Origin of the sequence: Acetobacter sp. UBA5411, from assembly GCF_002409645.1 — a bacterium.
Taxonomy (GTDB): domain Bacteria; phylum Pseudomonadota; class Alphaproteobacteria; order Acetobacterales; family Acetobacteraceae; genus Acetobacter.
On sequence record NZ_DHNR01000034.1, the window covers coordinates 74,381 to 87,994 of the forward strand.

The 13,614-nt window shown below is 56.7% G+C and carries 12 protein-coding genes and 1 tRNA gene; 7 read left to right on the top strand and 6 right to left on the bottom strand.

What is annotated here, in order from left to right; translation table 11 throughout:
- Window positions 1-80 precede the first annotated feature (80 nt).
- A complete protein-coding gene (locus B3759_RS12125) occupies window positions 81-1,196 on the bottom strand; it encodes a THUMP domain-containing class I SAM-dependent RNA methyltransferase (protein ID WP_291366141.1) in 1,116 nt (371 codons plus the stop codon).
- A 221-nt stretch (window positions 1,197-1,417) separates the two neighbouring features.
- Here B3759_RS12125 and B3759_RS12130 point away from each other — a divergent pair, with 221 nt between their 5' ends.
- Together B3759_RS12130 and B3759_RS12135 are read left to right on the top strand one after the other, a co-directional pair.
- Complete coding sequence (locus B3759_RS12130; RefSeq protein WP_291366142.1) at window positions 1,418-2,800, top strand: sensor histidine kinase; 1,383 nt, start codon at window positions 1,418-1,420, stop codon at window positions 2,798-2,800.
- Window positions 2,801-3,044: 244 nt separating this feature from the next.
- Window positions 3,045-3,707 (top strand): tyrosine-protein phosphatase, encoded by a 663-nt coding sequence (locus tag B3759_RS12135; RefSeq protein WP_291366143.1) that lies wholly within the window; start codon window positions 3,045-3,047, stop codon window positions 3,705-3,707.
- 79 nt (window positions 3,708-3,786) lie between these two features.
- Here the strand turns inward: B3759_RS12135 and B3759_RS12140 are convergent, their stop codons facing one another.
- Both B3759_RS12140 and B3759_RS12145 read right to left on the bottom strand, forming a co-directional pair.
- Window positions 3,787-5,409 carry an ABC-F family ATP-binding cassette domain-containing protein gene (locus B3759_RS12140; protein ID WP_291366144.1) on the bottom strand — a complete coding sequence of 541 codons (1,623 nt, stop codon included), beginning with the start codon at window positions 5,407-5,409 and terminating at the stop codon, window positions 3,787-3,789.
- A gap of 270 nt (window positions 5,410-5,679) precedes the next feature.
- Window positions 5,680-6,018 carry a hypothetical protein gene (locus tag B3759_RS12145; protein ID WP_291366145.1) on the bottom strand — a complete coding sequence of 113 codons (339 nt, stop codon included), beginning with the start codon at window positions 6,016-6,018 and terminating at the stop codon, window positions 5,680-5,682.
- A 293-nt stretch (window positions 6,019-6,311) separates the two neighbouring features.
- On the opposite strand from B3759_RS12145, the gene glf reads away from it, so the two are divergent.
- Entirely contained in the window at window positions 6,312-7,460 is a 1,149-nt protein-coding gene (gene glf, locus B3759_RS12150; RefSeq protein WP_291366146.1) for a UDP-galactopyranose mutase, read from the top strand.
- Window positions 7,461-7,566: 106 nt separating this feature from the next.
- Here glf and B3759_RS12155 read toward each other — a convergent pair whose 3' ends face one another.
- Window positions 7,567-8,865 carry an AI-2E family transporter gene (locus B3759_RS12155; RefSeq protein ID WP_291366147.1) on the bottom strand — a complete coding sequence of 433 codons (1,299 nt, stop codon included), beginning with the start codon at window positions 8,863-8,865 and terminating at the stop codon, window positions 7,567-7,569.
- Between the two features lie 202 nt (window positions 8,866-9,067).
- Window positions 9,068-9,673 (bottom strand): NUDIX domain-containing protein, encoded by a 606-nt coding sequence (locus B3759_RS12160; RefSeq protein ID WP_291366148.1) that lies wholly within the window; start codon window positions 9,671-9,673, stop codon window positions 9,068-9,070.
- 147 nt (window positions 9,674-9,820) lie between these two features.
- On the opposite strand from B3759_RS12160, the gene B3759_RS12165 reads away from it, so the two are divergent.
- The 4 genes from B3759_RS12165 to B3759_RS12180 all read left to right on the top strand — a co-directional run bounded on the left by B3759_RS12165 (window position 9,821) and on the right by B3759_RS12180 (window position 12,368).
- Window positions 9,821-11,026, top strand: a complete 1,206-nt coding sequence (locus tag B3759_RS12165) for an MFS transporter (RefSeq protein WP_291366149.1) — start codon at window positions 9,821-9,823, stop codon at window positions 11,024-11,026.
- 113 nt (window positions 11,027-11,139) lie between these two features.
- Window positions 11,140-11,376: a hypothetical protein gene (locus tag B3759_RS12170; protein WP_291366150.1), complete on the top strand. Its 237-nt coding sequence runs from the start codon at window positions 11,140-11,142 to the stop codon at window positions 11,374-11,376.
- Between the two features lie 216 nt (window positions 11,377-11,592).
- Window positions 11,593-12,189, top strand: coding sequence for a TIGR00730 family Rossman fold protein (locus B3759_RS12175; protein ID WP_291366151.1), 597 nt, complete (start codon window positions 11,593-11,595; stop codon window positions 12,187-12,189).
- A gap of 102 nt (window positions 12,190-12,291) precedes the next feature.
- Window positions 12,292-12,368 (top strand) — tRNA-Pro (locus B3759_RS12180).
- A 748-nt stretch (window positions 12,369-13,116) separates the two neighbouring features.
- Here the strand turns inward: B3759_RS12180 and B3759_RS12185 are convergent.
- Window positions 13,117-13,332, bottom strand: a complete 216-nt coding sequence (locus B3759_RS12185; RefSeq protein ID WP_291366152.1) for a hypothetical protein — start codon at window positions 13,330-13,332, stop codon at window positions 13,117-13,119.
- Window positions 13,333-13,614: the final 282 nt, after the last annotated feature.

Consider the following 13,614-nt stretch of genomic DNA (forward strand, 5'->3'; position numbering starts at 1 on the left):
GCGGAGGCAGGCATGGCAAACCGGCGGCCGGGACACAAGTCTGCGGCCCATCACGAGCAACAGATTTCATATCTGTCCAGTCAGGGAAGCGGTGCCGTATGATAGAGTGTCACACGCAATCCGCCGTGCGGAACAGGCGCTGTTGTCGGCAGAAATGGCAGGCCTGTCGCATGAGCGAGGGCGGTTTCCGTCGTCACAATCCCTACACGCCAGCCGGAAAACCGGGTCGTCAGCGTCTGACCAAATGCGCGATAAAGAGGGATCAGCGCCTTTTTGTCACCGATCCGGGTGCCATAGGGCGGATTGGCGATCACCAGACCCGGCGGTCCTTCCGGCGGCTGGAGTTCACTGATTGTCGCCTGTTGCAGCGTCACATAGTCGGCGACACCCGCCTGCTCCAGATTGGTGCGGCTCATGGCGATGGCGCCTGCATCACGGTCACTGCCATAAAACCGGACGGAAGGCGTGCGTTCACTTTTTACAGCCCGCATCTGAGCCCAGGCCTCGGGATCGAATGTCGCCAGTTCCTCGAACGCGAAGTGGCGGGAGCGTCCGGGATTGAGACGGACGGCAATTTCAGCTGCCTCCAGCAGAAAGGTGCCTGAGCCGCACATAGGGTCCACCACGGGTTCGTTACCCGTGTAACCGCATTGGCGCAGAAAAAGAGACGCCATGGTTTCACGAATGGGGGCCCGATTGACGGCCGCCTTATGGCCGCGTCGATGAAGAAGAACACCGGACGTATCCACACTGATGGTGCAGATGTCGCGTTCAATACGCGCCCGCACCAGAACACCGCCATCCTTGGCTTCCGATGCGCCCAGTGTTTCGTGGATGGCGCGGGCGATACGTTCGACCGCCGCTCCCTCGTGATAGATTCGCGAGGTGGTGCAGTCTGCCTCGACGCGAAACGGGACGTCCGGACGCAAAATCTTCGCCCACGGCACCTGCCGGGCGCGTTGATCGAGTTGCGCCAGATGCGTCACACGGAAGCTGTCGATGCGGGCCAGCACCCGGCTTGCGCCACGAATCCACAGATTGGCCCGCCAGACCTCCGGCCAGCCGCCCAGGATTGTAACGCCGCCGGGAACGGCGACGGGACGTTTGAAGCCTTTAAGGCGCACCTCGTCACACAGGACGGCTTCCAGTCCTGGAATGGTTGCCAGAAAGATCTCGAAGGGGCGCGTTTCAGTCATGGCGCTTCCATGACAGGAAGCCGCTTGCTCGGCAAACCGGTATTATCGGTAAAAAACTGGAAATGAAGACGACTGCCCCAAGAAACGCGTCAGATTGATACATTTTTTTGACAAAAAAGCCTGTGCCGTGTTTCAATTAAGATACGTAATTTATGAAGAATTGCATTCTGGTTCTGCCCAGAGACAGCGCGTGCAGACTTTTCTGAAGATCCGGAACTGCCATGAATATCGCCCTAGCTGTCACTCCGTCTTCGATGAATGCCACGCTCGATCTGCTGCCTGATCTGATCTGTGTGGTCAGTCCCGAACGACGCAGTGATTATTTCAACAAGGCCTGGCGCAGCCATGCTGGCGGATCGCAGCATGATTTTGCCTCTGACGCCTGGGTCAACTGGATCATTCCGGAAGATCGGGAAAATATCGAACAGGCGTTGAGGCTGTCTCTGGAAACCGGTGAGCAACAGGTGACGGAGTGTCGCCTGACCGGATGCGTTTCACACAGTCCTTCCAGTCGTGGCCGGTGGTTTCTGTTTCGCGCCGCACCGCACAGGGACCCCGACGGCACGCTTCGGTTCTGGTTCCATATCCTGACCGATGTTCATGAGCAGAAACTGCGCGAACATGAGACCAGCCAGAAAGCCCGCATGCGCATGGCCATGCTCAATGTAAGCTCAGACTGCATCAAGGTGATCAATACCGACGGCACACTGGCTCACATGAATGATGCGGGCTGCACGGCGCTGAATGCCGATTCCGGTTTCGGCATGAAATGGCTGCCGCTTCTGCCCGAGGAAGCATGGGAGCCGGGCGAACAGGCGCTGGCAGAAGCCCGTAACGGTGAAGGCTCCCGGTTTGGCGGCCTCAGTCAGATAGCGGGAGCCCCGCCGCGTTACTGGGATAACGTCCTGACCCCTCTCCTCAACGCAAACGGTCTCGTGGAAGCCATTCTCTGCGTGTCCCGTGATGTGACGGAGGTCAAGGAAAACGAGGATCGCATCGGAATGCTTCTGCGGGAGGTCACGCATCGCTCGCGCAACATGCTGACTGTCGTGCGGGCCATGCTCAGACGGACGGTTCCGGACCCGCGCGCCTCCTTTGTGACCACGCTCGATCAGCGCATCACCGCCATTGCCCGCGGGCTGGATCTGCTGGTGCGGGAGCAATGGACTGGTGCCCGTGTTGAGGATGTTGTGATAGCGCACACAGCCACAAACGGAGAGACAGGCGTCAACCGACTTCATCTTGACGGAGATTCCCGTCTCCGGCTGCGTGCGGAAGCCGTGGAGAAAATCGGTCTGGTCATTCACGAACTGACGACGAACGCTGTGCATTACGGCGCTTTTTCCAACGACACCGGCACCGTGACCGTCAGTTGGCAGGTTGAAGGAAAGGACGACGACGCACTGTTCCGGCTACAATGGAAAGAACGGGGCGGTCCCCCGATCACCGAACCACCCACAAAAGGCTTCGGCACGGCGGTGATCGAACGCAATCCACGCGGAATAGAAGGCGCGGAGGTTATCTGCCGTCACGATCCGGATGGTGTGTTCTGGGAATTCACGGCTCCGGCCCGGCGAGTGCTGACAGGTTCGCCGAACAACTGACCTGCCTGTTTCAGTCCTCAAGACGTTTCTGTTACAGCGAGAGGGATTCACACGCCTTCCCTATAAGACAGGGTTCAGGATGCTTTGATTATCGTCCTGTTATTACACCAAAATCTCTGCATATTTTCGCTCTTCAGGCAGCAAGACAGAGCGTCGTGAGCGCGCCTTACACCTATGCGACTGACCATCTTGGAGAGAAGCCGCTCTCTCCCTATACTCCGCCTCCCAACAAAAGGAGCACCTTGTGTTCGAAGGAAGTCTGGCCTCGCGGAGCGGCCGTCGCAAAGCCTGGGTAGACAGCCTGTTCGTGGATCATGCGGTTTTCAGACTTGTCTGGACCAATTTCCACACAGTCGTTCCCGGCAAGGTTTATCGCTGCAACCATCCTACCCCTGCCCGTCTTGCTGCCGCGAAACGTCGCTTCCACCTGAAGACGCTCGTCAATCTGCGCGGGCATCGGAAATGTGGCTCCGATGCCCTGTCCCGCGATGCGGCAAAGCAGCAGGGACTGATCCACGTGGACATGGCGTTTGAAAGCCGTGGCGCGCCGCACCGCGATCGCATCCTGCGCTTTGCGTCGCTCTATCGCTCGCTTGAATTTCCGATGCTGATGCACTGCAAATCCGGCGCGGATCGGGCGGGGCTTGCCTCAGGTCTCGTAGTGATGTTCGAGGGCGGCACGACCGATGAGGCGCTACGCCAGCTTTCCTGGCGCTTCGGACATTTCAACCGCTCCCGCACCGGGATTCTTGACGCTTTCTTCTGGCGTTATCGCACCGAAGCCGAAGGACGCATTCCATTTCTGGAATGGGTTGAGCATCATTACGACGAAGCTGTCCTCAAGCGCGATTTCGTTGCGGGCAAGCTGGCGTCATTTGTCACGGACAAGGTGCTGCGGCGGGAATAATACCAGCGGAGCCATTAGGGCTGCCCCTTATGCGGGATCTGCCCGCACCCGGAAGGGACCACAGGCCCCCTTACCCCGTTCATGCGTGCAGACCGGGCGCTTCCCGACCCGTGCGGGCGACATATTCCGAATAGCCGCCATCATAGGGATGGATGCCCTCCGGTGTCAGTTCCAGCACGCGGTTGGACAGGGCTGCGAGGAAGTGTCGATCATGCGAGACGAACAGCATGGTGCCCTCGTATTTCGACAGGGCGTTGATCAGCATTTCCTTCGTGCCGATGTCGAGATGGTTGGTTGGTTCGTCGAGCACGAGAAAATTCGGCGGATCGAACAGCATCAATGCCAATACAAGCCGTGCCTTCTCGCCACCCGATAGAACACGGCACGGTTTGTCGATATCGTCGCCGGAGAAACCGAAGCCGCCAGCCAGCGCTCGGAGCGCACCCTGATTTGCCAGAGGAAAGTTGTCTTCAAGCGTCTCGAAGATAGTGCGGTCGCCGTCGAGCAGATCCATGGCGTGCTGGGCGAAATACCCCATCTTCACACTGCCGCCGAGCGTGACTGTTCCAGCGTCCGGCTCCGTCGTGCCGGTAACGAGTTTCAGCAGCGTCGATTTACCCGCACCGTTCACACCGAGAACGCAGCACCGTTCCTGACGGCGGATCATCAGGTCGAGCCCCTCGTAGATCACCTTGCTGCCGTATTTCTTGTCGACGCCCTTCAGGGTCACGACGACATCGCCGGAACGCGGTGCTGGCGGAAACTCGAAAGACAGGGTCTGGCGACGCTTTGGCGGCTCAACGCGGTCGATCTTGTCCAGCTTCTTCACACGGCTCTGGACCTGCGCTGCATGGGAGGCACGAGCCTTGAACCGGTCGATGAAGGCAATTTCCTTGGCGAGCATGGCCTGCTGGCGCTCAAACTGGGCCTGCTGCTGCTTTTCGTTCTGGGCGCGCTGCTGTTCGTAGAACTCGTAGTCACCTGAAAAGCTGGTCAGATTACCGCCATCAATCTCGATGACCTTGTTGATGATGCGGTTCATGAAGGCGCGGTCATGCGACGTCATAAGCAACGCGCCATCGTAGTTGGCAAGAAACTGTTCGAGCCAGATCAGACTTTCGAGGTCGAGATGGTTGCTCGGTTCGTCGAGCAGCATGGCGTCGGGACGCATGAGCAGGATACGGGCCAGAGCGACGCGCATTTTCCAGCCGCCCGACAGCTTGCCGACATCGCCGTCCATCATTTCCTGACTGAAGCCGAGACCATCCAGCACCTCACGCGCTTTTCCGTCCAGCGCGTAGCCGCCGAGTTCCTCGAAACGCGCCTGCACTTCCCCGAAGCGCTCCAGAATGGCGTCCATCTGGTCCATCTGTTCGGGATCTGCCAATGCCGTCTCAAGCTGGGCCAGTTCTGCCGCAACAGTGGAGACTTCGCCCACGCCATCCATGACTTCGGCGACAGCGCTCCGGCCTTCCATCTCGCCAACGTCCTGACTGAAGAACCCGATGGTCAGCCCCTTGTCGGTGACGACATTGCCTTCATCTGGCTCTTCCTGCTTGGTGATGAGCCGGAACAGGGTCGTCTTGCCTGCACCATTCGGACCAACGAGACCGATCTTCTCGCCTTTCTGGAGGGAAGCTGACGCCTCGATGAAGATGACACGCTTGCCGTTGTGCTTGCTGATATTGTCGAGACGGATCATGGGGGCTCAGAGGTCCTCGGACGGGCTGATGGAAGCCGCCGAGGTACTATCAACCGCCTTCTGGCGCAAACCAGCCCTAGGCATTGGGAAATCCGTCCGATCCGGCCATACCTGCTGCTCGCGAAGAGCCGTAAGGTCTGACACTCCCTTTGGCGCTTCACACCACAGACTACCGTCCTGATGGCGCTCCACGCACCGTGGAATAAAGTTTCATCCTGTCATACGCCGCATAGGCTTATGCGGCGCATCTGGCAGCGATCTAACGCAGTTTTACTGCTGCTCGTTAGAGTCCGAAGATTGTGGCTTCTGAGGGCCATCCTTCTCATGCTCGCCAGAGCTGAGCGGCTTTGAATGATCATTGGTGGTCTTGTTTGCAGGCGGCACGCTGCCCGGCTGCTCGGCCACGGTTCTCGGGTTGTTCCAGAGCTTCTGTGAAGGCTCAATGCGTTTGCCGTGCTTCGTTTTCGCGGAAGCCGGGCTTTTCCCGACCTGCTGCGCTGCACTTTCAGCAGTGGGAGCTACATCGCTTCGACCCGTGGCCTGCGCGAAAGAAGCCTGTGAATAAAGTGACAGAGCGACACCCAAGGTCAATGCGTAAGCGACTTTCATTATTCTTTCCAAACATCCGAAGTTAACGCAGTCGACTAAACAATTCACGCAACGAATGGTTTCATGATTACAGGAATTTTATCTCATTCCCTTCACAAGAACAGTCGGAGAATGGAAACCACAGAAAATCTTATTCATAAATACTATCTCGATACTTATATTAATATACAAAAGCGCTACATTATAAAATTATAAACTTTACTCCTGCAAAACATAACGGGTAGAAGTTCTGACAAAGTATGCGTCAGAATCTTGTACGCATATCACCCGGAATAGAATTTGAGTTTATGCTTATGAGAGTCTGTATCGTTGGAGCGGGTTTCAGCGGCGCCATTATTGCCCGTCATCTTGCGCAGAAAGGCCATGAAGTCGTTCTGCTGGATGAGCGTCCTCACGCCGGCGGCAATTGCCACACCCAGCGCGATGCGGCGACCGGCATCATGGTGCACCGGTATGGTCCGCACATCTTCCATACAGCCGATCAGCGGGCATGGGATTACATCAACCAGTTCGGGAAATTTCACCCGTATGTAAATCGGGTCAAGGCGATCTCACAGGGCAAGGTCTATACGCTTCCCGTCAATCTCCTGACCATCAACCAGTTTTTCGGCACGACCCTGAGCCCTAAAGAGGCCCGGGTTTTCATTGAGTCGAAAGCGGATAAATCCATCACGGACCCGCAGAATTTTGAAGAACAGGCGCTGTCCATGATCGGCCCGGACCTGTATCGGGCCTTTTTCCACGGCTACACCTGCAAGCAGTGGGGCATGTCGCCCACGGAACTGCCAGCCTCCATTCTGAAGCGCCTCCCCCTGCGCTTCAACTATGACGACAATTACTTCAATCATCCGTATCAGGGCATGCCCGAAGATGGTTACACGGCCATCATCGAAAACATTCTGAAGAATGACCGGATCGAAGTCCGGCTTGGCTCCTCTTTTGAGGCGGTGGCCGAAGAGTTCGACCATGTTTTCTATACGGGGCCGATTGACCGCTACTTTGGCTTCAGGCTTGGACGACTGGGCTACCGGACGCTGGACTTCGAGCGGATCGAGGATGAGGGCGACTATCAGGGTACGGCCGTCATCAATTACTGCGACCAGTCCGTTCCCTTCACGCGTATCTCCGAGCACAAGCATTTTGCACCGTGGGAAGCTGACAAATTCTCACGCACGGTCTGCTTCAAGGAATACAGCCGACTGGCCGGGGAGCAGGACATTCCTTACTACCCGATCCGTCAGGTCCATGAAAAACGTATGCTGGAAAGCTATATCGAGCTGGCCAAAACGGAAAAGAAGATATCCTTCCTTGGACGCCTTGGAACCTACAGATATCTCGACATGGATGTGACCATCTCGGAGGCTCTGGCGGCCTGTGACCGGATTGACGAGCTTGTCGCCGCTGGAGAGGCCATTCCCGTTTTCTTTGTCGATCCGACCTGAACCAGCGTTTCAACACACAGTATCAAGGGCGTTGTCTTTTCTTCAGAAGCGACGCCCGGTGAAATGCGCAGAAAAGGCGACAGAAGGCAGTAGTCAGGCCCGGATCTTACGAACTGGCATGAGTTCCGGGATGTAACTCGGTCGCCTCATGGTGGAGGTCATGCCTGTCAGGCATGGCACCCGGTCCACCGATCATGTGACCGATGGGCGTCAGGTAATCGACGTGATCACAGATGATCTTGAAGACCGCCAGCATCGGCACGGAGAGAAACGCGCCGGTAATGCCCCACATCCAGTCCCAGAACAGCAGGGACGCCATCACGAGCACCGGGTTTAACGTGAAACGGCGCGCCAGCAGCATGGGCGTGATGGTTTCTCCCTCCAGCAGATGGATACAGAGATAGACTGCTGGCGGAAGAAGCGCCTGCACGACCGTTGGAAACGACAGCAGTCCCACACAGAAATAGATCACAATGCCCGTGCAGGGACCGATGATCGGGATGTAGTTCAGAGCGAACGCCACCACACCCCATAGCAAGGGGGTCGGCATACCCAGCATCCAGCACTGGACCGTATTGGCGATCCCCACGAACATGTTCATCATCGTGATGGTGGCCAGATAAAGTGAGATATTCCGCTCGATATGGGACGAGATCTGCACAGCGCGACGCTTGTCATTGAAAGTCGGCATGATCTCGACAAAGCGCCGCAACAGGCTGTCTCCCTGCGCAAGTAGAAAGAACAGCATGATGAAGAAAGTGAAAAGCTGCCCCATGAACGCCTGCGTGCCGAGCAGAAGCGAAGAACCCAGCGGCATGATGCCGGACGCCATACCCGGCACATGCGGGTCGGTCGGCACACCCAGCAGTTTCTGAATTCTCAGGCCGGTGCTTTCCAGAAAATGGATGGGGTCGTTGAGGATCGCCAGATGCGACTGAACGAGCGTGATTTCCTGTGGCAACTGAGAGAGCCATCCAGCCGCAGGCACCGACACGGCCATGCCAATCGCCGCAAACCCGCCAAACATGCTGCCAATCAGCAGAAACGCGATGATGGGGCGCGGGAGCCTGATCCAGTGGGAGATGACGCGCATCGGCGTCACCAGCATCAGGTTCGTCACCACGGCCATGACCATCGGCAGCACGATCGAGGCGGCAAACTTCAGGGTGTACAATATCGCCAGAATGGTCAGAATAATCAGACAGACCTGATTGACGCTCAGACGCGCACGCCGCACCGCTTCATGCATGCGGGCCTGCTGGGCCCGCTCCGCAGCGGCTTCCTCATCCGGCTCGCTGGCCAGAACCGACGGCGGAAGCGTTGTGCGCTTTGCGCCGCTGTCCGCACCGGCTTTTACGTCCGATGACGCCTCTGAAGAAACCGACTCATCCATATCGTGCGGCATGCCCCGGACTCCCTCTGCCGTCAGCGGCGTGTCTTTTACCACTGCGTATCCGGAACGGTGGGAGACAGGTCTTGAATTCTGACCCTTCTAGAGACTGTGGAAGACGAGTCCCTGTCAATTGCTTATCGTCCGAGGATTGCTTTGCCGACAGTCCAGCCATACGGACACGTCCGCGTGGTCCGTATGGCGTCCGACGTCTGCTTCAGACCAGTCCGTGAGAGCGGATCATGGCGAAGGCTGCGAGCGTCACCATGCAGGTGATTTCATTATCGCGCACCATCCGCTCGAATTCCGCCAGAGGTACGGTGTGACAGGTTATGTCCTGCTCGGTGTCCTCAAGCGCGTTTTCTCCTTGCGTCAGATCGGTCGCGAAATAGACGTGGCCGCGCTGGGTTGAATAACCCGCCCCCTGATAGACGACGCCAACATGCTGCATCCGTGCGGCGGACAGGCCGGTTTCTTCCCGCAACTCTCCGGCGGCGACTGCGTCCGGGTCGGCATCGGGTTTCGTCTCCCACATGCCCATGGGAAATTCCCACATGCGGCGCTGAACCGGATAGCGAAACTGCTGGATGAGCGTCACGGTCCGCTCGCTACCCTCGCCGCCCACAGGCATGATGACGACGAAATCTCCGCGCTCGACAATCCCGTAGAGACCGTCCTTCCCATTCGGACGACGGATGATATCCTCACGCACTCGTGTCCAGGGATTCTCATAGGCGATGCGAGAGGAAAGCGTGACATATCCTCCATCATCGGGTGTATCTGTGAGTGGGCTGACATTTTCTTCTGACGGCGTGATCGTCATGACGGATTACCTCCCTGAGGGGTGGAAGTTCACTTGAGGCGTCTGAAACGTCCCTGTTTCCCAAGCGTTACAGGCTAAACCGCCTTCCCGCACGCAGAAACCCCTGCCTCTGCAATGACCGCACTGACCACTGCCACCGGATGCTGCATGATTCCTTCTTCACCCCGTTCTTCATCCGTAATTGCCCGCATCTATTCTGTTCTGCTGTTTACATTGGCCTGTTACACGGTCATTGGCCTTCAGATGGCCGTCGTGCCGCTGTTCGTTCATCGCACTCTGGGTTACAGCGCAGCGCTCGCGGGGTTTGCAGTCTCGGCACAGTATCTCGCCACGCTGGCGACCAGAACATGGGCAGGAAAACGCCTCGACAGCAATGGCGCACGGCCTGTGGTCACCATCGGACTGATTGTCGGCGCCCTGTCCGGCGTGATGCTGGCGGCATCAAGTCTGTGCGCGGCGGAATCCTCGCTGTCTCTTGGACTGCTTCTCATCGGTCGCGCCCTGCTGGGTTTTAGTGAGAGCTGGGTGGCGGTGGGCGTCATCATCTGGAACATGCACAGGGCGGGTGCAGCGAATTCGGCGGCTGTCATCTCATGGAACGGCGTCTGTTCCTATGGCGGCATTGCCCTTGGCGCACCGATCGCCGCCATGATTTTTTCATCTCATGCAGTGTTCGGCGGCCTTATGGGTGTAGGCCTTCTGTCGACGCTCCTCTTTGTCGCCTGTATTCCCAATGCCCTGCGGCAGGAAACAACCCGCCCGGCACCCCAGACCGGCCCGAAACCGGGCTTCACGACCATTTTCCGCGCCATCATGCCCTATGGCTGCGCCCTCGGAGCGAGTTCTGTTGGATTTGGCGCAATCGTCTCCTGTCTGACTCTTTACTTCAACGACAAAAACTGGAGTGGGGCTGCCATTGCGCTGGCTGTTTTCGGCGGGTTCTTCGTGCTAACCCGGTTCGTCTTCTCGTCCATGATCAGAAAGATCGGTGGCGTGAAAGTGGCGCTGGTCTCCATGGCCGTGGAGACCTTGGGCCTGTTGATCATCGCAGGCGGCCCCTCGCCCATTCTGGCGAACATCGGAGCAGCGCTTACGGGTGTCGGCTTCTCGCTGGTCTTTCCGGCTCTGGGCGTGCTGGCCATTGAACAGTTGGGGGCAGAAAATCGCGGCGTGGCGCTGGGTGGATTTTCCGTCTTTCTGGATCTCGCCATCGGCGCATCGGGTCCGGGACTGGGGATGATCATTCCCATCTGGGGTTTTCCGACGCTGTTTGTCGTGGCGGCCTCGTTCTGCGCTATTGGTTTCTTCCTGACTCTCACTCTGCCCAAAAACAGTCATGCCGCGTCTGCCTGAGGGAGTAGCCTCATTTCCGTCGCTCTTGCGGTTTGATCGAATTTTCTGGCGACGGGTTTCTGTTGTGCAGGCAAGATGCAGGCGGGTAGCCTAAGCAAAACGGAGCGGACAGAATGAAGCGTTACACCTTCATGTTCTGGGGTGGTTACGGACTCGTCGGTATGGCGTCGCTGATCTTCTGCATAGAAATCTGGAAGAGCATATTTCTGGGCACAAATCTGGCGAATGAAACAGAAGTCGGGCTTATGGGAATGGGGTTTGGTGCGCTTGGAACCGGAAGCGGTCTGTGTGCCGCGGCTTTTTCCCTTCTTGCCCGGCATCAGGCTGCATCCTGCCAGTCTGTCCGTTGAACCCGGCTTCCAACTGACTAACAGCATCTGAGCGGCGAAAAATGCCGTCTTTACGGCAGAAAACTCTCTCCCGCCCCATGATCATCGCAAATACGGTGTTGGATGACTTGGCGGAAAGGTGTGAAGCTGTATCATGCTTTTATTGGAAAAACCGGCTGCCGTTGACTGACGATGCTGCCGGAAAAAATGCCTGATAAGCCATGGAGAGTTGACCGCATGCCTGCCCGCATTAATGCCGCCGCCGTCTTTTGCGGTTCCCGTTTTGGAAATCTGCCAGCCTACAAGGAAGCAGCGGAAGCCGTGGGAGCCGGACTTGCTCAGGCTGGTATTCATCTCGTTTATGGCGGTGGATATGTGGGCCTGATGGGCGTTGTGGCGGATTCAGCCATTCAGGCAGGCGGACGTGTCACGGGCATCATTCCAGAATTTCTGGAAGCGCGTGAGGTCATGCATCGCGGTGTGACGGAACTGGTTGTCACGGATTCCATGCATACGCGCAAACAGAAGATGTTTGCGCTGGCTGATGCGTTTCTGATTCTTCCTGGCGGTTTCGGCACCTTTGACGAACTGATGGAGATTCTGACCTGGAAGCAGCTCCAGTTGCATGCCAAGCCCATCCTTATCGTCAACACCGCAAACTGGGCGCAGGGCGTGCTGGCGATGCTTAACGAGGCTGTCAGTCAGGGCTTCGCCTCGCCAGAAGCTCGTGGCCTGCTTGAGGTGGTGCCTGATGCGGCGGCGGCACTGCAACGACTGGAGCTCATTCCCCGCTCGGACAGCCGCGAGGCCCTTGAAGCGACCTCCAGAATGTAAATTTCCGCCCTTTGGATAAAAATAAACCTCCTGTTCAGGGGGCTCATGATATTTCGGCTCTTGCAGTCATGAACGATGAGCGCTATTAGGCCCGCACCCAATCGGAGTGTAGCTCAGCCTGGTAGAGCACTGTGTTCGGGACGCAGGGGCCGGAGGTTCGAATCCTCTCACTCCGACCAGGGATTTTTAACGGATGACCCGACATCCGTTTATATGCATCTGTTGTTCAGATGCATTGAGAGCAGTAAATCTCCCCCAAATTTCCCGCACTCTTCTTTAAATGCACGCCAGCAAGGTGCCGTAAAGTAGTCGCAGAATGGGATATCTCAGCCGCCACACTGGCTTCCTGCCCGAATAAATCGTCCCATAGACAGGCAGAGATAACCATTTCAGCCTGTCTAACTGTCACCACTACGACTCTTTATCGTCCTCGACGCGTATCGACTCCCCAATCAAGGATCACAGAGTTAAGGTGTTGGTAGTTTTAGGGAGGTTGATTTGGACGAGGCCAGCGTCCTTAAATTCGATAGGCTTTTCACAGAACAGGAAAAGGACGTCACACGGTTTCGTCTCGCTCACATACGTGATTCCTCGCTCCAAAGTCGCATGCGGTAAATCTGATCCAGAACCATGACCTTTATAACTTCTTCCTTTCGTATCCTGACGATGACCTCCCTTCTGTGTCTGCTGGCGGCGTGCTCCGGTCCCACCCGACTATCCCCTCATCAGGAGTTCCGGCGGGATCAGAAGAAACTGCATAATTGCAATGAAATTTCAGACAGAACCGCCCGTGGACGGTGTCTCATGGCTGAATCCAGACGCCATTATCTGTATCAGCATCCCCGGAAACCGCCGGTCCGAAGCCGTTAACTGAGTGGGCTATCCCGTCTGCCGTCTACGACAGACAGTTCTTCCAGTAGACTGCTTTCAGTTTTTTCCCTGATCACTGCGAGGCTGCTGCACTTCTGGTGAAGAACTTTTGGGCGGTCCTGCGGCATCTTCATCAAGATTGATTTCTTTTTCAATCTGCCGGGTATGTGGTGAATTATGGTCCTGTATTATTTCCTTTTCAGTGGAACAGGCCATCAATCCCGAACATATCAATACAGCGACAAGTCCCCGGACTACTACAGAGCGCGACATGACATTTCTCCTGACTTCAGAGCGTGATTTCAAACAGTAGAATCAGAGTAAAATCGAAACAGGGATGTGTCGATATTCATGCGTCATAATATAGCCTGACGACATGGTATGCTGTTCGACGGATTACCGCTGTTATATGACGTCGCACAGCAGGAACAGAACATACGTCCGCAGTGCAGTTTTTCCGGGGAATTACCTGAAAACCGGCCTCTGTATCCGTGCCCCCCTTGCTCTTGTGCGCCGTCTCTGGTCCAACCCGTGATCAAGAGAACACGCTCAGGA